General features: G+C 53.9%; 18 protein-coding genes. 15 read left to right on the top strand and 3 right to left on the bottom strand.

Features of this window, described 5'->3' with window-relative positions; all coding sequences use genetic code 11:
- Positions 1 to 79: 79 nt before the first annotated feature.
- On the top strand, positions 80 to 1,501 hold the full coding sequence (locus ACP7B1_RS18820; RefSeq protein WP_346307681.1) for a coniferyl aldehyde dehydrogenase: 1,422 nt from the start codon (positions 80 to 82) through the stop codon (positions 1,499 to 1,501).
- Between the two features lie 47 nt (positions 1,502 to 1,548).
- Here ACP7B1_RS18820 and ACP7B1_RS18815 read toward each other — a convergent pair whose 3' ends face one another.
- Complete coding sequence (locus tag ACP7B1_RS18815) at positions 1,549 to 3,096, bottom strand: MFS transporter (protein WP_346307682.1); 1,548 nt, start codon at positions 3,094 to 3,096, stop codon at positions 1,549 to 1,551.
- 229 nt (positions 3,097 to 3,325) lie between these two features.
- On the opposite strand from ACP7B1_RS18815, the gene ACP7B1_RS18810 reads away from it, so the two are divergent.
- A complete protein-coding gene (locus tag ACP7B1_RS18810; protein WP_346307683.1) occupies positions 3,326 to 4,204 on the top strand; it encodes a LysR family transcriptional regulator in 879 nt (292 codons plus the stop codon).
- Between the two features lie 18 nt (positions 4,205 to 4,222).
- On the opposite strand, the gene ACP7B1_RS18805 is transcribed toward ACP7B1_RS18810, so the two are convergent.
- The gene (locus ACP7B1_RS18805) at positions 4,223 to 4,834 is read right to left on the bottom strand and encodes a LysE family translocator (RefSeq protein ID WP_346307684.1); all 612 of its coding nucleotides are present in this window, start codon (positions 4,832 to 4,834) and stop codon (positions 4,223 to 4,225) included.
- A gap of 114 nt (positions 4,835 to 4,948) precedes the next feature.
- On the opposite strand from ACP7B1_RS18805, the gene ACP7B1_RS18800 reads away from it, so the two are divergent.
- The 9 genes from ACP7B1_RS18800 (at position 4,949) to ACP7B1_RS18760 (ending at position 12,162) form a co-directional block, all read left to right on the top strand.
- Complete coding sequence (locus ACP7B1_RS18800; RefSeq protein ID WP_346307685.1) at positions 4,949 to 5,407, top strand: Lrp/AsnC family transcriptional regulator; 459 nt, start codon at positions 4,949 to 4,951, stop codon at positions 5,405 to 5,407.
- A 138-nt stretch (positions 5,408 to 5,545) separates the two neighbouring features.
- The gene (locus tag ACP7B1_RS18795; RefSeq protein WP_346307686.1) at positions 5,546 to 6,094 is read left to right on the top strand and encodes a DNA adenine methylase; all 549 of its coding nucleotides are present in this window, start codon (positions 5,546 to 5,548) and stop codon (positions 6,092 to 6,094) included.
- Complete coding sequence (locus tag ACP7B1_RS18790) at positions 6,094 to 6,516, top strand: nuclear transport factor 2 family protein (protein ID WP_426137182.1); 423 nt, start codon at positions 6,094 to 6,096, stop codon at positions 6,514 to 6,516. Before ACP7B1_RS18795 ends, ACP7B1_RS18790 begins: the two co-directional genes overlap by 1 nt.
- A 587-nt stretch (positions 6,517 to 7,103) precedes the next feature.
- Positions 7,104 to 8,273 carry a hypothetical protein gene (locus tag ACP7B1_RS18785; RefSeq protein ID WP_346307687.1) on the top strand — a complete coding sequence of 390 codons (1,170 nt, stop codon included), beginning with the start codon at positions 7,104 to 7,106 and terminating at the stop codon, positions 8,271 to 8,273.
- Between the two features lie 641 nt (positions 8,274 to 8,914).
- Complete coding sequence (locus tag ACP7B1_RS18780) at positions 8,915 to 9,937, top strand: hypothetical protein (RefSeq protein ID WP_346307688.1); 1,023 nt, start codon at positions 8,915 to 8,917, stop codon at positions 9,935 to 9,937.
- 274 nt (positions 9,938 to 10,211) lie between these two features.
- Complete coding sequence (locus tag ACP7B1_RS18775) at positions 10,212 to 10,766, top strand: hypothetical protein (protein ID WP_346307689.1); 555 nt, start codon at positions 10,212 to 10,214, stop codon at positions 10,764 to 10,766.
- Between the two features lie 10 nt (positions 10,767 to 10,776).
- Complete coding sequence (locus ACP7B1_RS18770; RefSeq protein WP_426137181.1) at positions 10,777 to 11,373, top strand: hypothetical protein; 597 nt, start codon at positions 10,777 to 10,779, stop codon at positions 11,371 to 11,373.
- Positions 11,370 to 11,609, top strand: coding sequence for a hypothetical protein (locus tag ACP7B1_RS18765; RefSeq protein ID WP_426137180.1), 240 nt, complete (start codon positions 11,370 to 11,372; stop codon positions 11,607 to 11,609). The genes ACP7B1_RS18770 and ACP7B1_RS18765 overlap by 4 nt, the downstream gene beginning before the upstream one ends.
- A 28-nt stretch (positions 11,610 to 11,637) precedes the next feature.
- A complete protein-coding gene (locus ACP7B1_RS18760) occupies positions 11,638 to 12,162 on the top strand; it encodes an HK97 family phage prohead protease (RefSeq protein WP_426137179.1) in 525 nt (174 codons plus the stop codon).
- A 131-nt stretch (positions 12,163 to 12,293) separates the two neighbouring features.
- Here the strand turns inward: ACP7B1_RS18760 and ACP7B1_RS18755 are convergent, their stop codons facing one another.
- On the bottom strand, positions 12,294 to 13,097 hold the full coding sequence (locus ACP7B1_RS18755) for a hypothetical protein (RefSeq protein ID WP_426137178.1): 804 nt from the start codon (positions 13,095 to 13,097) through the stop codon (positions 12,294 to 12,296).
- Between the two features lie 117 nt (positions 13,098 to 13,214).
- On the opposite strand from ACP7B1_RS18755, the gene ACP7B1_RS18750 reads away from it, so the two are divergent.
- The 4 genes from ACP7B1_RS18750 to ACP7B1_RS18735 all read left to right on the top strand — a co-directional run bounded on the left by ACP7B1_RS18750 (position 13,215) and on the right by ACP7B1_RS18735 (position 20,791).
- Positions 13,215 to 15,791, top strand: a complete 2,577-nt coding sequence (locus ACP7B1_RS18750) for a hypothetical protein (RefSeq protein WP_229489974.1) — start codon at positions 13,215 to 13,217, stop codon at positions 15,789 to 15,791.
- A 201-nt stretch (positions 15,792 to 15,992) separates the two neighbouring features.
- Entirely contained in the window at positions 15,993 to 17,873 is a 1,881-nt protein-coding gene (locus ACP7B1_RS18745; RefSeq protein WP_229489975.1) for an AAA family ATPase, read from the top strand.
- Positions 17,874 to 18,193: 320 nt separating this feature from the next.
- Entirely contained in the window at positions 18,194 to 18,484 is a 291-nt protein-coding gene (locus tag ACP7B1_RS18740; RefSeq protein WP_229489976.1) for a pyocin activator PrtN family protein, read from the top strand.
- Positions 18,485 to 18,493: 9 nt separating this feature from the next.
- The gene (locus ACP7B1_RS18735) at positions 18,494 to 20,791 is read left to right on the top strand and encodes a hypothetical protein (RefSeq protein WP_229489977.1); all 2,298 of its coding nucleotides are present in this window, start codon (positions 18,494 to 18,496) and stop codon (positions 20,789 to 20,791) included.
- Positions 20,792 to 20,999 lie beyond the last annotated feature (208 nt).

The following is a 20,999-nucleotide window of genomic DNA, read 5'->3' as shown; positions in this document are numbered from 1 at the left end:
GCTGTTCCATTGAAAGTGCTGACGGGTACCCTCACATCCGTGGTAGAACACAAGGCGGAGAAGACCGGAGGAAAACACCATGGACATGAACGCCACACCTGCCGATGCCTTGGTGCCGACCCTCCATCGCCTGCGAACCGCATGGCTGGCGAAGCGGCCCGATTACGCCCAGCGCCAGGACGATCTGAAACGCTTGCGTGCGGGGCTGAAGGACCGGCTCGAACCGATGGTCAAGGCGATCAGTGCGGATTTCGGCCATCGCTCACGTCATGAAAGCATGCTGGGCGAAGGCATGACCGTCTTTGGCGAGATCGACCACATGCTCGCGCATCTGAAATCCTGGATGAAGCCGCAGCGCCGTTCGGCCGGCTGGCACATGTGGCCGGCCCGGGCGGAAGTGCGTTATGTGCCGCTTGGGGTTGTGGGTGTCATCGCCCCGTGGAACTATCCAGTCAACCTGGCGCTGACGCCGCTTGCCACCGCCATCGCTGCCGGCAACCATGTTTACCTCAAACCCTCCGAACACACGCCGCGCACCAGCGAGTTCCTGCGGGAACTGCTCACCGATGTCTTTCCGCCGGACCGGGTTGCCGTGGCGCTGGGCGGCGCCGATGTGGGCGGGGCGTTTGCCGGTCTGCCCTTCGATCACCTGCTGTTCACCGGCTCCACCGCCGTCGGCCGCAAGGTCATGGCATCGGCTGCCCCGAACCTGACGCCCGTCACCCTGGAACTCGGCGGAAAATCACCCGTATTCATTGGCGCGGACGCGCCCTTGGCCAAGGCGGTGACGCGCATTGTCACCGGCAAGCTCTACAATGCCGGCCAGACCTGCATCGCGCCGGACTACGCGCTGGTGCCGGAGGCGCGGCGTGATGAATTTGTCGAGGCCGTGCGGGCGGAGGTCAAGTCCCGCTATGCACAGCTCGATGCCAATCCAGACTACACCCATATCGTCAATGAGGGGCAGTATCGCCGCCTGCGCGGTCTGCTTGACGATGCGCGGGCACGCGGATTTGACGTGATGACGCTGGTGGAGCCGAAAGATGCGGCACGGGCGGCAAACGAGCGCCTGCTGCCGCCGACGCTGGTGCTCGATCCGGGCGATGACAGCAAGATCATGCAGGAGGAAATCTTCGGGCCGATCCTGCCGGTCAAGACCTATCGCAGCGCCGATGAGGCCATTGATTATATCAACGGGCATGACCGGCCGCTGGCATTCTACTGTTTCAGCAATGACAAGGCGGAAACGGAAAAAATGCTGGCGAACATTGTGGCCGGCGGCGTCTGCGTGAACGAAACGCTGTTCCACAATGTCTGCAACGATCTGCCGTTCGGCGGTGTCGGCGCCAGCGGCATGGGCCATTATCACGGCCGCGAAGGCTTTCTGACCTTCAGCAAGATCATGCCGGTCCTGCATCAGGCCAGGATGCCGCTGACCGACCGGATCAAGCCGCCCTACAGGGGATTGGCAAACATGGTGGTCAGGCTTTTCGCGCGCTGAAATTCACGGAAACGGCCGTGTCGATGACCTTCAGTACCGTGCCGGCTTCAAAGGTTCGCGGCGGTCGCTTCGCTCAGGCGTTTCCTCGGCCCGAAGATCAGGAAGCTGATCACCGCCAGAACCCAGACGCCGGCACCGCCATAGAGCATGATCAGGCCAAAACCGTGGATCAGCGCATCATGGACAAGCGTTCCGTCCGGGTCCAGAGCCGTGAGTTCCGGAAAGGACTGCGGGAGGCTCGCAAAGTTTCCGGCGGCGATTTTTTCCGCCAGCAGGCGCAACCGGGATGGGTCGAACGACCCGGCAAAGACGCTTTTCAGATAAGACAGCGTGCCCTCCAGCAGGATAAAGCCCATCAGCGCGATATTGATGGCGAGCGTGATCAGCCGGGCGCTCATGTCGATGCCTGAGGCCATGCCGGCGCGGGTGCTCGACACCGAACCGGTGGTCGTGTTGGTAACGGGTGTATTGGTCAAACCCAGCCCGATACCCGCCAGCAGGCAGCCGGGCAGCATGGTCAGCCAGCTTGCGTGGTCAACGCTGCTGCCAACGCGCATCAGCATGAAGCCGAGGCCGATGGTGAACAGCCCGAGCGGAATGACGATACCGGGCCGGTAGCGCAGCGAAAGGCGCTCCGCCAATGGCGGGGTGACCAAAGTAGGCAGCGTATAGGCCAGCAACGACAGTCCAGCCGCGACAATATCGTAGCCGAGGCCGCTCTGAAAATAGATCGGCAGGTAGATCATCAGCGGCCAGAAGCTGAAATTCATGCCGATGGAGCCGAGGATAGCCCCGGAAAAGTTGCGGATGCGGAAGACGGAAAAGTCGAACATGGGATGGGGACTGCGGTTTTCCGCGACGATGAAGGCGATGAAGCTCGCCGCCGATGCGCCGATGATGGTCAAAGCAGTGATGCTGGTAAAACCGAGGTCGGGGCCCTGCGTGATGAAATAGGTGAGGCCGAAAACCGCCAGCGACAGGGTGGTGATGCCGAGGACATCCAGTTTTTTCGCTTCGGGATCACTGGATTCTTCGATGCTGCCGAAGACGAGAATCAATGTCAGGATGGTGAGGGGTACGTGGACCAGGAACACCCATTCCCAGCTCGTCAGCGCAACGATGATGCCGCCGATGATCGGCCCGAAACCGAGGCCGATGCCGAAGACAATCCCCCATATGCCGAAGGCCTTGCTGCGCTCGCGCCCTGCCTGAAACTGATGCGACAGAATGGCAATCTGGCAGATCAGCATGGCACCGGCGGCAATGCCCTGGAGAAAGCGGCTGACGATCAGAATGGCGGCATCCTGCGCCAGCCCGCACACGAAGGACGTGATGGCAAACAGCACGAGGCTGATGACGAAGATGCGTTTGCGGCCATAGCGGTCAGCCAGGGTGCCGACCGCCATCAGCACGGTGGTGCAGGCAATGGTATAAGCGTTCATGATCCACTGCATGTCCTTCAAGGTGCCATGCAGGACCTTTTCCAGGGTTGGCAGAATCACCGGCACGCTCGAAATTTCGAGGCCGAACATGAGGGACGACAAACATATGGCAGCCAGCGCCACCATATTCTTGCGGGACGAGGAGAGCGACATGGAAGGTTCTTTCCAAGGTTGCACCTGGCAATAGAACGCACCTTCCCCGGCACGCATGCGGTGCCGGTGAGTTCCGGGCCAAGTCAGGACGAAAAAGCACCGGCACGGCGGGATGACCGGTCCGATGGTCGCCGAAGCGGATAATGCACCCACTTTAGGTCAGTTCGTATCATGACAAAAATGATTTAATTTACTAGAATAAATTAGTGATTGTCATTAATCTGCTGACATGGATTTCGACCCCACACTGTTACGCGCCTTCGTGGCTGTCAAAGAAGCGGGAAACTTTACCCGGGCGGCCCGACGGCTGAACCTGACGCAATCGGCTGTCAGCCATCAGATCCGGCGGCTGGAGGAGCAGGTTGGCCGGTCGCTGCTCTACCGCACGACGCGCAGCGTCAGACTGACGGAAGATGGCGACGATTTCCTGCGCTATGCCTGCCAGATCCTGCATTCGCTCGATGCTTTGAGCCGCCGCTTTCAGGCATCGCCGGTGTCCGGCATCGTCCGCTTCGGCGTTCCGGAGAATTTCATCGGGGACCGGCTGCCGACATTGCTGTGCCAGTTTGCCCGCACCAATCCGGAGGTTCAGCTGGACGTGAATGTCAGCATGAGCCTTGATCTCCATGCGATGGTCAAGGCCAGCGAACTCGATCTGGCCGTCGTGCTGACATTGCCGGAGGCGGCCAACGGCAAAGTTCTCAAGCAGACGCAGTTCGTCTGGGTGGCGGCCGAAACGTTCAAAGTGCTGCCGGGCACGTCATTGCCTTTCGCCTTCATCCCGGCTCCATGCCTCAACCGCAAGGTCGGCGTCGAAGCGCTGGACCGGACGTCGATCGATTGGCACGTCGTCTTCACGTCGGCGAGCATGCAGGGGATCCGTGCCGCCGTGCTGTCGGGGCTGGCAATGACCGTGATGACCCGGGATGACCTTGAACCGGGAATGAAGATCCTTGACGGCCAGTATGGCTTGCCGCCGCTGCCGACGGCGGTGTTCAGCCTGATCTGGAGCGAAGAGGGGCAGACGCCCGCCACCCGCGAATTCGGTCAGCTCGTCGTCGACATGCCGGAACAGGCGGCTGCGGCAAAACTGGTCAGAATCAGCTAGCCAAGGACCCGCCCGCGTTCATTTTGCCGCCATCAGACCGGCGGCAACGATGAGCAGCCCGCCAGCGCCGCCTTCGACGATTCTCCGGCGCCGGTCGCTGAAACCGCCGCGTCCGGCCAATCGCCCGATGACCAGGCTGAGAATCACATAGACCACGCCGCACCAGAAGACGAAGACAGCCGACAGGGCCGCCGCCTGCAGCGCAATGCTGCTTCCGGGCTGGATGAATTGCGGCAGGATCGCAAAATAGATCATCATGCCTTTGGGATTGAGAAAGGCCGTGAGGAAACCGCGCTGGAGCTGCCGGCTCGCCGGTCTGGCGGCGACGGTCACCCGCCCGGCCTGCAATGCCGACGCGATGAGCTTGCAGGCGAGATACAGGAGATAGGCGATGCCGATCCAGCGCAGCGCTTCAAACAGCAGCGGCGACGCCGCCACGATGGCCGCAAGGCCGAGGGCGACGAGGGTGGAGTGGACGAGATAGCCAAGGCACACGCCAGCTGTCGCGCGCATGCCTGCGGCGCGTCCGCCCGCAATCGCCTGCGATGCAACGAACAGCATGTCCGGTCCCGGCGTACAGATCAGCGGCAGCACGGTCGCCGTAAACAGCAATAGCGTGTGTATTTCCATGATTGGAACAGTACCGCACACGGCGCGCAATCGGATTGCGAGTATATCACGGCATGGTGTTTTCCTGATATAATTGCTGTATTCTATCGGAAATATTGGCAGGAAATTTCAACGATGCTGGATGAGATCGACAAGCGTATCCTTCGCGCGCTTCAGAAGGACGGGCGCATGCAGAATGTGGAACTTGCCAGGGAGGCCGGCCTGTCGCCATCGCCCTGCCTGCGCCGCGTGCGGCTGCTGGAGGAGGCCGGTGTCATCGATCGCTATGTCGCCGTGCTCAATCCGGCCAAGGTCAATTTATCGCTTTCGCTGTTCGCGCGGGTGTGGCTGACAGCGCAGGATGCCGAAACGATTGATCATTTCATGGATGCCATGAAGAGGCTGCCCCAGGTGGTGGAATGCTACATCATGCTTGGAGAGAGCGACGCGCTGCTGCGGGTTGTGGTCGCCGATCTTGACGACTACCGGCACTTTCAGGCCTCTCATCTGACGCGGATCAACGGCATCCAGAATGTCAAAACCGATGTGCCGAGCCAGATTGTGAAGCAGACCTATGCTCTGCCGCTCGATTGACCGGTAAAAAGCCGAAAATCGCCGGTATTTCAATGGATTACCTCGGCAAGAACGGGAACGGCCAGCAAAGCTCTCTTTCGCGCGCGATCTTCACAATGTCACTCTGATTGGCAAGATATCAATGATCGTAACGGCGAAGTGGTCAATCTATTCCGCATTCTTCAGCGCCACTATCCGCATTTCATGGACGCAATGCTTTTCCAGATATCGTCCCGCCGCGAGTTCAACCGGCTGAAAGCAAGCGATCCTGCGACACTGACCGATTTAGAGCGGGCTCCTCGGTTCAACCTTAATCGTTCGTGCGCCTCTGCTGGAGGATGCGCCGAACGATTAGCTGGTGTCATCCTTGAGAACATGGACTGGATGGAGTTCATCAGTCGCTATGATGGGGCGGGAACTTTGTCTTATCTCGATCCGCCATATTGGGGATCGGAAGGCGAATATGGAAAGGCAACGTTCAGCCAGGATCAGTTTGAGCTTTTGGCATCACGTCTGAGTCCATTGAAGGGACGTTTCATAATGCCGATCAATGACGTGAATGAGATAAGAGAGCTTTTTAGGCTCTTTGAACAGACGGAGGTGTCATTGACCTACTCTCTCAACGAGGGCAAAGGTTCGGATGCTCGTGAACTGATAATTGTTGGTGGTGCGCCTGCTTCCATTGAGACAAGACGGAAAGGAATTTAGTGGTGACGGATAATTCTGTGATCAGCGATTTGTTCGATCGATGGGAACGAGTTTGGCACGAGGGCCAGTACGATCTCGTGCCAAGCTGCGTCGGGGAACACTATATTCGGCATGACGAGGCAGGTGACCGGACGGTGACGCGAGAGGCCTACGCAGCAGAAATTGCGAAAGTGCGGGAAGATCGACCAGATATACGTGTCGTCGTGTATGATCACTCCTTCGAAGGTTGCCGCGCGTGGTTTCGCTTTGCTTTTAAGTGGACTGATAGAGAAACGGGGGAGCCGCGCAGTCGGGCAGGTATGCAGTCGTATCGAACCGAAGCGGGCAAGCTCGTGGAGACCTGGTTGTCAATGCAGCCACTCGGCTCGTCGTGGACCGGCAACGCACAGGAAAATTGGACGAGTCCGGCTTCAACCAAGTGAAGCTGGCTGAAGTTCAAAATTGAATTTGTACAACAAAGAGCCCTGAAACCAGCTTTGAGGGCTCTTTGAATTTTCGATCTTGTGAAGGCACACGAAATACCCAGAGCGTTTTAAAATGGCATTGTTCTAAATTCTGCTGTCCAAAAATCAGTTTTTCGCGACCGGCTACAGTGGCAAACCGCAATTCGCGCCGCGCCGATCTGAAAACCGCCTTCTTTGGAAAGACAATGGTAGCGAAGGACTGTTTGCAGTCCGATAGCCGACATCAAGTTATTGATCTTATTGATCTCGGAACTTGGCGCGCCGCGATGATCAAGGCACTCCAAGAATATAGCCCCTCCACACAGGAAACATAATGAGAATCCTATCAATCCGACCCTTGGATGGGCCGGGCGCTTTGGCGCGCGTTGACGTTGAACTCTCGGAGTACGTCAGACTTTACAGCCTCCTTCTCAAGAAGAACCAGGATGGCAAAGTCAGAATTCACGCCCCACATTCGTGCGGCAAACACGTTGCAACTTTCCATCCCGTTATCGCAAAGGAAATCACAGACGCGGCGATAGCCGCCCTGCGGGAGGCGACAGCCTATGACATCGGAAGATAAAAGACCCAAACCTGAATCGCTGGAGGCAAAGTTCAAGCTGCTGCAACTGCTTCCCTATGATGCTCGTGCGAAGCGTAAGCACTGCCTCGTGTTCGGCTTCATTCTCGACTGGTACCACTCAAAATACGGTGATGCGCTTGCCAGTGTGCGCCATATCGTAAGTACAACCAAAGATCGGGATCCGTCCGGCAAGGGCCTCTATGCGGGTGACGTTCACCAGGCACTGACTGACCTTGTTTCATGGGGCTACCTAAATCAAGAAAAAGGCATCGGTAGCCGTGCCAGCCGCTATGTCCCAATTTGGGAAAAACTCTCTAGCGTTCATAAAATTCCGAACACTACGGATTACGAAATTAGCGTTCGGGAAAACACTAACACATGCGTTCGGGAAAATACGAACACTACGGCGGTTAGCGTTCGGGATTCTATGAACAAAGACCCATCTACCTCGACCCGGGTACCAGACCCGGAGACGAGAGTAGATGGCAATGTGCATGTTCCGCCTGTGGCTGCCCTCACGGGCGCCCCGGCGAACACGCAGATAAAGAGTCCATTCGACGAACTATGGTTTGCATATGGCGTGAAGAAAAACCGCGTCGAGGCAGAATCTGAATATGCAAAGCTGGAACTGGACGATGAACGGCAGGCTGTACTGGTTTCTTCGGCAACAGCTTGGCGCGAGGCCTGGGAAGCCCAAGGCAAGCCTGACGCTCCCCGGAGACATCTGCACGTGTGGATTCGCGATCGGCGTTATATGGAAGACCCGCCCACCGGATATGCGAAAAAGGAACGCATCCCCAAGCCAGCCAATAGCAACAGGCCTTCCACGACAGTACAAGCTGCCGAACCAAGGGAAGAAGAGATCACAGCCACGCTTGAGGTTGTCACTACAGCGTCCGATGAGGGTGTCGACTATATGGATATGTACTTTGATGATGAGTCAGGACTCGAATGCCATGAGATTGTTTTGCAATCCCCAAATGAGGCAGAACAGTTGCGAGGGCAGCAGGAGCTTCAAAAGCTTATTTTGAGCCTTGGGATTATCGTGGATGATGACACCGACCCAGGAGATTGGGACGGAATGAAAGTCCGTGTTCTCCGAAAGGGAAAGCGCGTTATCGAGTGGCTGCCCAAGATGGGGCTGGCCGCGTGAACAACGCCCCACCGAAAAACCACCACTTCCAGTGGATGGATCAACAAACGGTTGTTAACAGGAAAAATGTCGGTCGTTGTCCGTAATCAGATCGACAGACACCCAACCATGTTGCGAAAAGCGCACCGAAGTGTAAGGTGAGCTTAAGTTTCAGTCATACTGAAATTGCAAAAGGGGACCGGCGCCAACCGATCCCCCCAGTCCCCGCAGTGGGAGCCAACTGGAATGATGAGGCCTGCGGTTTAAGTCAGTTGTTAGCGGACGCCGTAGGTCTCTTCCAGTGCGAATCAGGTTCGGTGATTCATGGTAGAATCGCAAGGCTGCAATCGGGGTAATACCCAGCTCATCCCAGTTATCCAGTGCTCTCCGCGTTTACTTTATCATAAAACCACCGCTTGGCTCTGTCCGACGCCACTATCCTGCAAATGCCCGGTGGCATGCGCGATCCTCGCACAGTCACGCTTGACACCCTGCGCTGAGTCCCTTGTTCGTTAGATGGTAGCCCCATCACCACCAAAACATTCCTCGCACCCGTTTGCACAATTTTGCGCGAGCACCCGCATACTGACCATCAATCGCTTACCAGCCCGACCGTGATCGGCGGCGGGATATTTCATGATGACCAGGAGCCGACCAAGCCCATGCCCAAATTAGTCTCGCCGCACAGCGCGGACAATGACAATGTCCCGTTCAACCGCGTTGAGCATTTGCTCTATTGCCAGAAGCTTTATTCCAATCACGAAGACGCCGGCCTTCTCGCTGGGGTGACCACAAAGCCTCAGCGTAAGAAGTTCGATGAAGCAGAAGAAAAGTATGTTCCTGTATCGGGTGCAGAACCCCTGAAAATCACTGTCCCCTATGACGAGTTCCGCGCAATCCTTCGAAAGGAACGCAACCAACTTGCAAAAGGTTCGGCAAAGGTTGGCTGCATCACAACCGACCCTCTCAACTTCCGATTGCCCGAAGAACGCTCACTGAGCCGCGCGCGCATTGAGATAAAATCTAAGGTTGAAAGGCTGCTGATGGACCGGGAACGAGCGCGGATCGTCATGCGTCAATCAATTGGACGGCTCAGGTACCGGGAGGCGAACGACAACATCGACCTTCCCATCGTCAAGCTTCTGAAGACGGAAGGCGAGGCCGATTTTCTGAAGTTGGTTCTTTCCTATCGCAAGCTTGTTCGGGACTGTGCATATGAGTTGCGGGGCCAAGATATACCGGCTGGTACATCACAGCTTGTTCACAAGGGCAAACTCGATGAAACAACAGGGAAAATTGATTACAAGGGTGTAAAACTCATCACCGGCAAACGTGCTCTGGTCGCAACGTCAGCGACGACCGCAACACCGACTACAGCCGAAACAAGCAACCCAGCGAAGAAAAAAGCCAAGCCTGTAGCGAAACCGTGGAATGGCGACGACGCCATGAATGCCGCCATTGATGGTCGGAAAACTCTGGAACGTTTGCACGCAGCACTTGGCCCGCTAGTTGAGCCATTCGAAGAGGCCGTACTGGATAGCGCAACACTCAGAGACATCGGAGAGCGCTATGGGTGCGGCAACGATAAGGCGGCCAAGGGTGGCGGGCGCGCCATGCTATGGTTGGCCCTGGTGACGCTGCAAGAAGCATGGGGCGGGACGAACCTGACGGCACGCGCTGCTTAGGGGTACCCCATTTCTGCGTCCCAATAGGTATATATGAATAGTGAATTTGGGGGCTCGCTTCGGCGGCCCTTTTTCGTTTCAGGGCTTGTCCCTGACGGAGGGAGTGCCTGCGGGTTGCGCCCTTCGACATATTGCGCGGCTGCTTTGGTCGGCTCGTCGCGTAATTCATTCGGGCTGCGGCGCCTCGAAAGCATCAGCATCCACGCTGCCAATAGGGTGCTGATGCGCCTTTTTTCACACTGAAACATTACCGATAAACGAAAGGAGCCACGCAATGGCAACTGCACGTCAAGCTACTGAGTACATCGCCGATGCGCTGCGCATTCCCATCGGCATCGTCACGGATTGCCAAGAGGTCGTTCGCGCCGCTGGTCTGATTCCAGCAACACCCGGCATCCCGGCACAGATCGAAACCAAGCATATCGCAACAATCCTGCTTTCCGCATTGCTCGGCAACCAGTGGGCAGACGGCCACGCCGAACGTGTTGCCGATTATTGCTCCATGCGCCCGATCGCGGGCAGCGCCACATTTGGCCAGACATTGGCCGCGTATATCGACAATCCGCACGATCTCTTCGAAATCAGGATCGACGCGCACGTCCCTGGCGCGACGATGACATATCGCCAGACAAACGGCGGAATGGCCGTTACCTCGTTCGTCATCGACACCCCGCAGCCAAGACCAGCCTTTGGTCGGGAGGTCATCATCGGACCTGAGCCGCTTATTAGTCTGGCCGCAGCAATCGAAACCGCACCGGCAGTCAAGGCTGGCCGCCCGCGCGAGCGGGACCGCTATCGCCGCACAGAACGTGCCGTCCTCTATAATTGAAAGGAACACAATGTCTCTACTAAGCAAAAACAAACCCACACCATCCACGCCCCGCGTCCGCAGTCTCGCTGAGGCTGATCAGACCTACGCCGCAGCGTTGGCGTTGGTGCACACTCTGCAGGACAAAATGGCAGTCCTATACAGTGAAGAAACCGATCTTCTATATCGCATTGGCAACGAGAAGCAGGACGGACAGAAGGCGCAATCGGCCAAGGTCGCAGCCCTGCTTGGCGAGGAGCCGGACGATCTGCCCGTATCTGGACCGCGTGCGCGTTTGACGGAAATCATGGTTGAGCGCCGCGATCTAACAACTGCTATCGATATCGCGCAATCCCGCGTCCAAAAGGCACGACACGCAGCCTCAGTAATCATTTGCGAGGAAGTCCGCAGCGAATACACAGCCCGCGTCCAAGCTATGGCTGAAGCCATTAAGGCCTTCATAGGTGCGCACGCCGGATTGGCAGCGCTGACCAACGATCTCGAATCTCACGACGTGGCATGGGTAGGCCATCTCCGCCCGCTCGGCGCGGACCGCATCGTTAGCCGTGCTGAAGGGTGGCTTGCCGAGGCAAGGGAGTATGGATTCATCGAAAAGGATAAAAAATGACCATCCGCACGGTACCAACCGCAGCCCGCGGCATCGAGCATGCTACGAAAGGCGCCAAGCCCGAAGGCCTGCGCCGCGTCACCGTTAAAACCGCAACCGGCAGTCGCAGTGAGTTGTTGCCATCCGATCCGCAAGAGGTTGCTCGCATCCTCACCGCGCGTAGGGCAAAGAAAACACCTGCGCAACGAGCTATCGATGACATGGTTGCCAACATGAGGCGGCGCGGCATTGTCTGACGAAGGGCATTCCGTAACAGGAAGGCGGATGGTGGGCTATGCTCTGAAATGGGGCCAGCCTGCCTGGGTGACGGTTGATGGCAAGGTCGTTGAGGAACGGTTCGCAAAGGGAGCGTTTCTATCGTCTATTGCAGGCGGCAAAGTCCGGCTATGCGTTGATCACTGTTGGGATGACATCGTTGCCCGGCAAGACGACGGTTCCCTTCACTTGGTTGAAGACAGCGTCGGTCTGCGCATCACCGCCACTGCCAATCACACTGATGCTGGCGATGTTGCAATGGAAGCAGTGCGCACGCGGTATCGTGCTGGGTTATCCGTGTCGTTTAATCGCCCGTTGGTTGAATGGCAGAATGGTGAAGATGGCAGGGTTCGAATGATCACCTCAGCGCGCTTGTTAGAGGTGTCTGTGTGCCGCAATCCGGCATATCGGTCCAGCGAAATTCATGCAGGCAAGATGCGGATTGAACGGTTCACGGCAAGCCTGCCTGATCCACGGCTTGAGAGGTTGGAAGCTGCCGAGGCTGCAATGGCAAAGTACAGGTCGGCACCCTGACATCATTGTCACCAACCGCCCTGGCAGACGGGTGGCCGACCTAGGGAGGGGTACCCAAAAGGTTGGCGCGACCGATTCCCTAGGACCTGTGCCCCCGCTTTTCACGCGCATCCACAATTCAGAATATGACCCTAGTCAACGAGTTTTGAGGAGTCTCCTTGAGATCGTCGATTGATTAACTGCCTCAAACCCTGGAATTGTTCGCCAAGTAACAACATCCCAACCATTGCGCTCTCAACGTCTTGCCAACTAATGTCAATTGGAATGGACGATGTTTCGCGACGAGCATAATCAAATATTGATTCAGCGCGTTTATGTATGACCATCGCATTGAGCATGTACTCTTCCACGTTCGCACGAAGTTCGCTTCGCCGACTATGGGGGGATCCTTCAATGCTGGAGAACATGGATCGTACCCGAGCCTCACAGACTTGAATATTTGATAACAAGCGGGCAAAGATTTCGACCTCTACTGACGTTGAGAATTCTATTGTTTCCTTAAGTGAAGATATCACATCGTATGGGAAGTCGGGTAGAGAGGGCACTATCGCGTCAGGCTTAAATCGCTGCCCGTTGTACTGCTGATGGAGCATTCTCAACGAACCAATTAGTTCTCTTTCGTAGCCTGTAATGGATGATAACGTTAGTGGTAGAACGGCTCTCGCTGCTTCTTTCTTGCTTGATATACGTCGCCTCTCCAGATCTTCGGTTTGGTGGATTTGCTTCCGTATTGCGGAAACACCCCACCACGCTCCAGCAAGTGCCAGTAGAGCGCCTATTAGAGTCTGAAAGTCATAGATAAAGCTCCCAATGGCTTTGATAATATACGGGTACTTAGTACTCCAAGCCCCAAGCATGATCAAAAAAACACAACCAATAAGTACGAGAGGCACAACTCGATGCCTCATATCTAATTCCGTTGCCATAGGTGCCACTGCCCTCTCCATCTCGCCCGCCATCTCGTAGCAGGCCTTGAGACAAGTCGCCAAGCCCTCACACCTCACCTTTTCGCCCGCCTTTGAGCGGGTTTTTTCATATCAACGGAGGCCAAAATGGCCAACAACAACAACGATGATCTAATTATCGGTGTAAGCACCGACACTTCCACAATTAGTCGCGCACTCAACAAACTCGTAAGCGATGTCGGTGTGTCGGCGGCTCAAATCCAGAGCCGATTTGAAAGTGTAGGTAAGGGCGTCGACAAGTCGATGACCACGGCCCTGCAGAACCAAATCAACGGTATCGTTGGTGTCGGCGTCAAGGCCACCAAAGAGTGGTCTGGCGCCTTGGCTGATCAAGGCAAGCAATTCGATGACTTGCGCGCCAAGATCAATCCTGTCTTTTCTACCATCAGCAATTACAAGGCTGCCATCGCTGAGATTAAGACAGCCAACGCCCTCGGCGCAGTTTCTGCCGATGAAATGGCGGCTGCGATGAGTCGTGAACGTCAGGCCGCGTTGGCCAGCATTGCGGCGATCAAGGGGCGCAATTCCGCTGGTGGACACGGCTCCAGCCAACTGGGTCCAACGCAGATGATGGCCCTGCAGCACTCCGTGCGCAGTATCACGGAACAGTTAGCGCTCGGTATTTCGCCGGTACAGGCGCTTACAGGACAGTTGAGCCATTTGTCATATGTTGCTAGCGGGCCTGGCGGGGCGATGGGCGCCGTTCGGGCTGTTGGCGATATGGCCATGGGTATCGTCACAAAGTTTCCGTTGGCAACTGCTGCCGTAGCGGCTGGTGGCGCTGCATTTCTGGCCTATAAGCTGATGGCCGCGAAGGAGCTTCCAACCGTCGATGAGGTGCTCAAAAGGCATGGCGAGTATATCAAAGAACTAAAAGACTACTATGACGGCGCTAAATCCAGCGCCGAAAAATATGGCGCCACGGCATCCATCGTTTTAGACGCAATCACACGCAGGCAGGCAGAAGAGGCCAAAAAGGTCGCGGAGCAGAGTAACCGTGAATTCTTCGGAAAAGTCGCATTGTCGGGCTTCATCACCGGCTCTGACGATTTCGTTGTCGACAAGAAATTCAAAGCGGCTGAGCCGGCGATTCTGAAATTCAGGGAGCAGTTGGCGAAAGGTAAGGGCGACTTTGACGCTTTCAACGAAGCAATACAGAGTTCAGCGCTTAGTCAAAAGCTTAAGGGTGAGCTTCTAGAGGGTGCGCAGGGACTCCGCGAACTGAATGCCGCAGCCAATATTCAACCACCGAATGATTATCAAAAGGCTCTGGCCGATTTAAGCTCGACTGCCAACGGACTGAAGAATAGTGAGGCAAAGACTGCTCTTCAGGATATGATTGAAAAGTTCAAGAATGGCGAAGTATCGGCAAAAGACTTGATCCATGAGATTGACCTTTTGTCCGGGAAGTCTCTCGACCTGTCGAGCATGACCAGTGAGCTTGATAAGCTCATCAAAAAAGCGGAAGACGCCAAATTCTCTATTGGCACAATTTACGGCATGCCGTCGTCTTCCGTCGCCGATATTGCTGCAGGCCTTCGGGGGCCAAATGTTGCCGGTCTTACGGGCGATCGCGTTGGCAAGCCAAGTACAAAAGATGCGCTCGACCAAGCTCAGGCATTGTTTAAGACGCGCTTCAACTTTGAGCAAAGGTTTGGTGGTCCAGAGCTTCAGAAACTCGAGTCTTCCAACAAATCGCTCAATCACGTCGACAAGCCGAAGGTCGACAAGGACGCCAACGCCGAGCGCGACAATCTAAAGCGCGGGCAAGATCGTATCGACCGCATGAACGAAGAGATCAAGACAATTGGTCTCAACGGTACTGCACAGGATACGCTGCGATTTAAGTTGGATCTTCTGCAAAAGGCGACTGACAAGGGCCGCAAGCTCACGCCTGAATATCGCGCTGCAATCGATAAGCTGACAGAGTCGTACGGAAAGGCCGCGGAGAAGGTAGCTGGACTAAAACTGCAGCAGGATTTGACGTTTGAACGCGAACAGATGTTCAGGTCGCCCACAGAGCAGCGCGTCTATTCTCAGCTTAAGAGTGCCGGGCTGGACCCGAATTCCCCACAGGGTGAGCTGAATGCGAGCCTCATTCGTATGAACGAGTCGCTCGCCCAAAGCAGAGACCTGGCTTTGGATTTCGCAAGCGGATTCGTTTCTGATCTTCGCAACGGCGTGAAGGCCACCGAGGCACTTGGCAATGCACTGGGCCGGCTTGGCGACAAGCTCATCGATATGGCTCTGAATCAGGCAATCAACAGCTTGTTCAGCAATATCGCAGGCGCCACTGGCGGCGGCTCGTCAGGTGGTAGCATTCTAGGCGGCATCGGTAAGATTTTAGGCTTTGCTGATGGCACGGACAATGCGCCTGGTGGTCTTTCATGGGTCGGTGAGCGTGGCCCGGAATTGATGAACGTCCCGAAAGGCGCACAAATCATTCCCAACCACAAGCTACGTGGCCCGAGCATGCCCAGTCTTTCTTATGGCGGTGGTGGAAGTTCGCCCGTTTCAGTGACTTACGCACCGACCATTGATGCCCGCGGCGCCGACGTTGGCGCGGTTGCACGGATTGAACAAGCCATGGCGCGTGACCGTGCCGAATTGCCTGCGCACATCGTGACCACCGTGAGGAAAGCGCAGAAGTCGCGGGTGTTGTAGCTATGTTAAAATCCTGCCCACCTTTTATATTTGAGTATGAGGTGGGCAGAGTTTTCTCTAATTTGGGATTGCGATGCGATATTGTCACGAGTTAAGTGGCACAATTATGCGGCAATGCCATTACCTAAGGAGATAAATACTTGCACGCTCGTTGCCTTAAAGAATAACGTGGGAGAATAATATTTACGGGCGGAGAGAAAAGTGCCGAGAATTAAAAAGTTTGCGATCAAGAATTTTAAAGGCATTGAATCTGCTGAGTTTGATTTTCATAACCGTATAGAAAACAAGATTCTTACATTCATCGGGTTAAATGAAAGTGGGAAAACAACGGTGCTAGAAGCACTCTCACACTTCATCACATCCGATCGTACCAACAATCAACTTTTTGATGGACCGTATGCGCAACAGCACATTGCAAGTTTAATTCCCATCCACGAGAGCGCAGCATTCAACGGAAAAGTATCTATCTCATCAACTGTTGAATTAACAGAAAAAGATAAGGACGATATTGTTTCTATTTTTTCCGACGAAAAGCTTTCTCTTGATCGGAAAAGCATTCCCGACATGATGACAGCGGAACGTGCTTACTTGTTCAAAGATAGCACGTACAAAGAGTTTATGAATTACTGGAACGGTTTTGAACCAATAATTCTTCACGGGAAAAGCAAAAAACCTAAAAATTATGTACGACCGGATAAGGGTTCGTCCGAAAAAGATCTATGGATTGCCTCTGTAAATTCGATCAAGAATAAGCTTCCGAACATGGCATATTTTCCGACATTCTTGGTGGATTTGCCTCAAAAGATATACCTGTCCGAACATGAAAATGAAAAGCCGGTAAACCGATATTACCGATCAGTGTTGCAGGACGTTCTTGATTCTATCGATGGCGGCCTCAATCTCGAAACCCATGTTGTTAAGAGAATTTCTGATTTCAAAGCGCGAGACGCTACGCCTTCTTGGTTTCCCAAGTTTTTCGAAGACACTGACAAGCGCAGCGTTGAAGCAGTTTTTCATAAACTGTCTGCCGCCATTACAAAAGAAGTACTCGGCAACTGGCAACGGGTGTTCAATCGCCCAGTTTCCGCAAAACAGATTAAGGTTGATTGGAATATCGATCCTGGTTTCAATGACCTGCCGTATGCGACATTTAGCGTATCGGACGGAGAGTCTTTGTATCAAATTAATCAGCGATCATTGGGCTTTCGCTGGTTCTTTTCGTTCTTGCTTTTTACTAGATTCAAGTCAAGCGGAGGTAAAGTAACGTTATTTCTTTTTGACGAACCTGCTGCCAATTTGCATGCGAGGGCTCAGGCACAACTTTTGGAAAGTTTTGAAAGGATAGCCAAAGACGGAAATATAGTCTTCTACTCGACACACAGTCACCATATGATTGAGCCCAAATGGCTCTCAGGTGCATATATAGTGGAGAATGAGTCAGTCGACTATGATTCTGACGATTTTGCTACATCGTTTTCTTCGACACCAACGAATATTAAGGTGACGTCTTACCGCGATTTTGTAAGCCAACAACCGGACCGTGTATCCTATTTTCAACCAGTTTTGGAAAGACTTCAGTACCAAGAGCCAGCTCTTGTTGGTTCTGGGCCTCAAGTCTTCGTTGAAGGGATAAGCGATTTCAACGCATTCGAGTATGTATTGAGGCAGATGAAGAGACCAGGGGGTATGCGAATAGTCCCAGGCTTCGGTGCCGGATCATTGGGACCCGCAATTTCTCGCGCTCTGTCAGAGGGTCGCCAATTTCGCATACTTTTAGACGATGATGTTGCCGGGAAGAGGGCAAGAGAAAAGTACATAGCAGACTGGATATTATCCGACGGTATAGCATTAACACTTGCGGATATGGACAGCAGTCTCGCTGGTAAAAAATTAGAAGACCTCATTGCAGAGGAGACGAAGGAAAAAGTTCGCCAACGGTTTGATGGTAAATCTGGTAAAAAACAGCTGAATTTTTATCTGGCAGAAATTCTCGCGACGTCGGAGATAGACGGCATCGACCCTAAAACCGTGGCCAATATCTCCAACCTATTGTTGAAATTGAAAGATGGGATGGCAAAGTAGCTATTCCTCATTTGCTTCCAGTAGGAACCATCACACCCTCACACTTCAGTTGATCGCTGTCGGCCAGATATCGCTTGCGATTGCCGTGGCGCATGTCCTTATGCCGAGGGCAGGCGCCATTTGTCTTATGGGATTTACAAAGACCACATGCCGCAATCCGCGGGCGCTTCCGTTTGAAGTTCACGACCATCTCCGCAATCAAGCGGTGCGCCCTCATGGCGCCCGCACGTGTGGAGGTGATTTGAAATGGTGTTCATGGATGGACTTTACAGTTGGTGTCCCAGTTTGGGAAGGTGGTTGCCAATACACTAGGAGCTTTGATGAAACACCCCAACGCCGACAACGCAAAGCTAAATACTAGCTTCCTCTTGCTTGCTCAATACGGCCCAATGACAATCATTCCAGTGGAAATCTTATGTCGAGACTTCTTCACCCATTTAACCGTTGAGAAGTTCCTGAGAAAGGTCAGCCTTGGCGAAATTGTCCTGCCTCTTCTGCGGCTAGAATCCAGCCAACGAAGTGCGAGAGGTGTTCACTTACAAGATTTCGCAGATTACCTGGATGCTCGGCGTGCAGAGGCGTTGAGGGAGTACAAGCAACTGCACGGATAGGTGTCTTATATGCGTCGTATCATAGTTCGCAAAATTTCAGATTTTTGCAAAATCCGAGTTTCGGCATATTTCCCACCAAATGACGTTCAATCGCTTCAACAGTTTCTTAGCGAGAGCTATCTGGAAGCGCGATATCCGCCAAGGTTGGGGCACGGTTTCAACTGGTATCTCATTGGTAAGGCGTGCGACATCGATCCAGAAGGATTGATTCAAGCGTCAAAGGATATCAGCGCAATCTTTGAACTAGTTGTTCGTGAGATCAAGAAGCTACCGACGAAGCCTACCACGTCTAATAAAAGGCAGACGCTGGATGGCTCGGCAGCCGTGCCGATCGTCGTCAGCACAAAAAGAATTCGAATAAAGCCTCAGCATATTGTTCAGGAGGATCCTCTCGATCAGCTTTTCCCCGCCCGAATCAAACCGGGTACAAAGCCCAAATCAGTGGTCGAATTTCCGGAAGCTCTATGGGCTACGTGGGAAGATCCTGAAACATTTCATGGCGCCCTAAGGCTCCATATGGACAGACATGGCGACACGACTTGGTCATTGACCAGAGCCATAATTAAACCAAGTGAAAAATTTGACCGAAAAACTTTTTGGAGCTGGATGGCTGCTACCCGAGCGCCCAGAAATATAGAAAGCTTTGAGGTCCTTGAGCGTATCGAGCGTCGATATCAATTGCCTGCAGGCTATTTCAAAGCGAAGCTACCGCATAAATCACGTGCTGCTTATGGATTTAAGCCCGTAGAGATAGCAGATTCCGAACGTCGCCGTTTGGCATGGCATTTGCCCGATGATTTTGAATCGCGTCCTATAAATGAACAGGAAAAAATACTGGCTTGGGTTAGGGGGGTCATCGTAAGTGGCGCCACTGACTACAGGCGTTTTCAAGCTATCGCTATGAAGCAGCGATACGCAATTAGCTTTCGAAATCCCATAGATAGAGAGCGTCTTATTCTGGGCAAGGATGCAGACCCAGAGCTCGATCGAGCAAGCGTTGAAGCGCCTATCCATCTTAGGAATCAGATGAATGATCTGTTGCGATTCAAGACAGCCACATTAGTTGCGTATGGATACCAGCGAAATGGTATTTGGGGTGAGGAGACGGCATCTCAAAAAGTTGAACATCTTGGATTATTGTTTGGAGCGCTGGTCGCAAGCGAGAGTGGCCCCGTCCGTGGTCTAGGCGTTGCACATGCCAAATTAACTTTTGGCTTGCTTGCATTTCCCTCAGTCTGGGACTGGTATCTCCGATGGAGAGAGCAGCGAAGAGGATTCTACACGTCTTGGGAAATCGACATGTTACGGTTGGCGATTGCTCTGACACGCCCCGAAACAGGGTGGCTCCGTCAAACACCGTCTTTGGCGAAAACTCTTTCGGCTATTGATGGCCTGATAAGTGCAACTGACATAGAGAGTGCATCTAGCAATTGGCACTCAGTTTGCGATGCTTGCCACAAACACTGTTTAACCAGGGCAAAAGAAATACAGAAGGTAGCGCGCGTACATCGTGATGCATTTGAACCAATTTTACCAATCCTAGAGTCTGACAGTCCCGTCGCCGAATATCGAAAGATTACAGATGAGATAGTTAGATTGATGCCAGACGAGAAGCGGTATCCCAAATCTGCCGCCGAGTCTGTTCGCTCAATATTGATGTTACGGCTTGGCCTCCATCTGGGCCTCCGTCAAAAAAACCTGAGGCAACTGTTGTTGTGTCGGCGGCACGAATTACCTCGCAGCGAACGCCAGCTTGTCGAATTAAAGCGGGGAGAATTGCGCTGGAACAATAAGGAAATGGGCTGGGAGGTCTTCATTCCCGCAATTGCATTCAAGAATGCTGACTCGTCATATTTCGCGAACAAACCGTTTAGGCTCATATTGCCAAATCTTGCTGGGCTTTATGAATGCCTAGAACAATACATTGAACGCCATCGCGCATGTCTCTTATCCGAAGCGGCGGATCCAGGTACACTGTTCATCAAGACGGTCAAGTCTAGTTCTGAAGATGCTTCCTACGATAGAACCACTTTCTACGAAGCATGGCGTCTCATCATCCAGCGGTACGGCATTTACAACCCATTCACGAAACGTGGCGCCATCAAGGGTCTGTTGCCACACGGCCCCCACAATGTGCGCGATGTGCTCGCGACGCACATTCTTAAAAAGACCGGATCATACGAACAGGCCAGCTATGCTATCCAGGACACCCCAGACACCGTAGCCAAACATTATGGGCGATTCTTGCCTTTCGACAAGGCGGCGCTTGCCGCCAAAGTACTGAACGAAGTTTGGGAAGCGGGGTGACTAACGTCCCACCGATCCATTCGAGGCGACGCGATCCAGGACTGGCCAAAGCCGAGTAATGAGCGTGGTATAATGCGTCGCGCATTTTTTCTCGTCCCATGTTGACCGATAATTCCAGTGTTGTCCGTATGTATACAGGCTCCCGCATGCTAATCTCACTGGATGCTCTTCTGGCAATTTTTCCACAAGTTCAATCATAAAGACGAGC

It is taken from the genome of Phyllobacterium sp. SL163 (genome assembly GCF_049896885.1).
Lineage (GTDB): Bacteria > Pseudomonadota > Alphaproteobacteria > Rhizobiales > Rhizobiaceae > Phyllobacterium > Phyllobacterium calauticae.
The sequence above is the reverse complement of the archived record's forward strand: the minus strand, read 5'-3'. Positions and strand labels throughout refer to the sequence as shown.

Coding starts and splice junctions, on each gene's coding strand:
- ACP7B1_RS18820 (WP_346307681.1), top strand. CDS start 80: ATGGACATGAACGCCACACCTGCCGATGCCTTGGTGCCGACCCTCCAT.
- ACP7B1_RS18815 (WP_346307682.1), bottom strand. CDS start 3,096: ATGTCGCTCTCCTCGTCCCGCAAGAATATGGTGGCGCTGGCTGCCATA.
- ACP7B1_RS18810 (WP_346307683.1), top strand. CDS start 3,326: ATGGATTTCGACCCCACACTGTTACGCGCCTTCGTGGCTGTCAAAGAA.
- ACP7B1_RS18805 (WP_346307684.1), bottom strand. CDS start 4,834: ATGGAAATACACACGCTATTGCTGTTTACGGCGACCGTGCTGCCGCTG.
- ACP7B1_RS18800 (WP_346307685.1), top strand. CDS start 4,949: ATGCTGGATGAGATCGACAAGCGTATCCTTCGCGCGCTTCAGAAGGAC.
- ACP7B1_RS18785 (WP_346307687.1), top strand. CDS start 7,104: ATGACATCGGAAGATAAAAGACCCAAACCTGAATCGCTGGAGGCAAAG.
- ACP7B1_RS18780 (WP_346307688.1), top strand. CDS start 8,915: ATGCCCAAATTAGTCTCGCCGCACAGCGCGGACAATGACAATGTCCCG.
- ACP7B1_RS18775 (WP_346307689.1), top strand. CDS start 10,212: ATGGCAACTGCACGTCAAGCTACTGAGTACATCGCCGATGCGCTGCGC.
- ACP7B1_RS18770 (WP_426137181.1), top strand. CDS start 10,777: ATGTCTCTACTAAGCAAAAACAAACCCACACCATCCACGCCCCGCGTC.
- ACP7B1_RS18765 (WP_426137180.1), top strand. CDS start 11,370: ATGACCATCCGCACGGTACCAACCGCAGCCCGCGGCATCGAGCATGCT.
- ACP7B1_RS18760 (WP_426137179.1), top strand. CDS start 11,638: ATGGTGGGCTATGCTCTGAAATGGGGCCAGCCTGCCTGGGTGACGGTT.
- ACP7B1_RS18750 (WP_229489974.1), top strand. CDS start 13,215: ATGGCCAACAACAACAACGATGATCTAATTATCGGTGTAAGCACCGAC.
- ACP7B1_RS18740 (WP_229489976.1), top strand. CDS start 18,194: ATGAAACACCCCAACGCCGACAACGCAAAGCTAAATACTAGCTTCCTC.
- ACP7B1_RS18735 (WP_229489977.1), top strand. CDS start 18,494: ATGCGTCGTATCATAGTTCGCAAAATTTCAGATTTTTGCAAAATCCGA.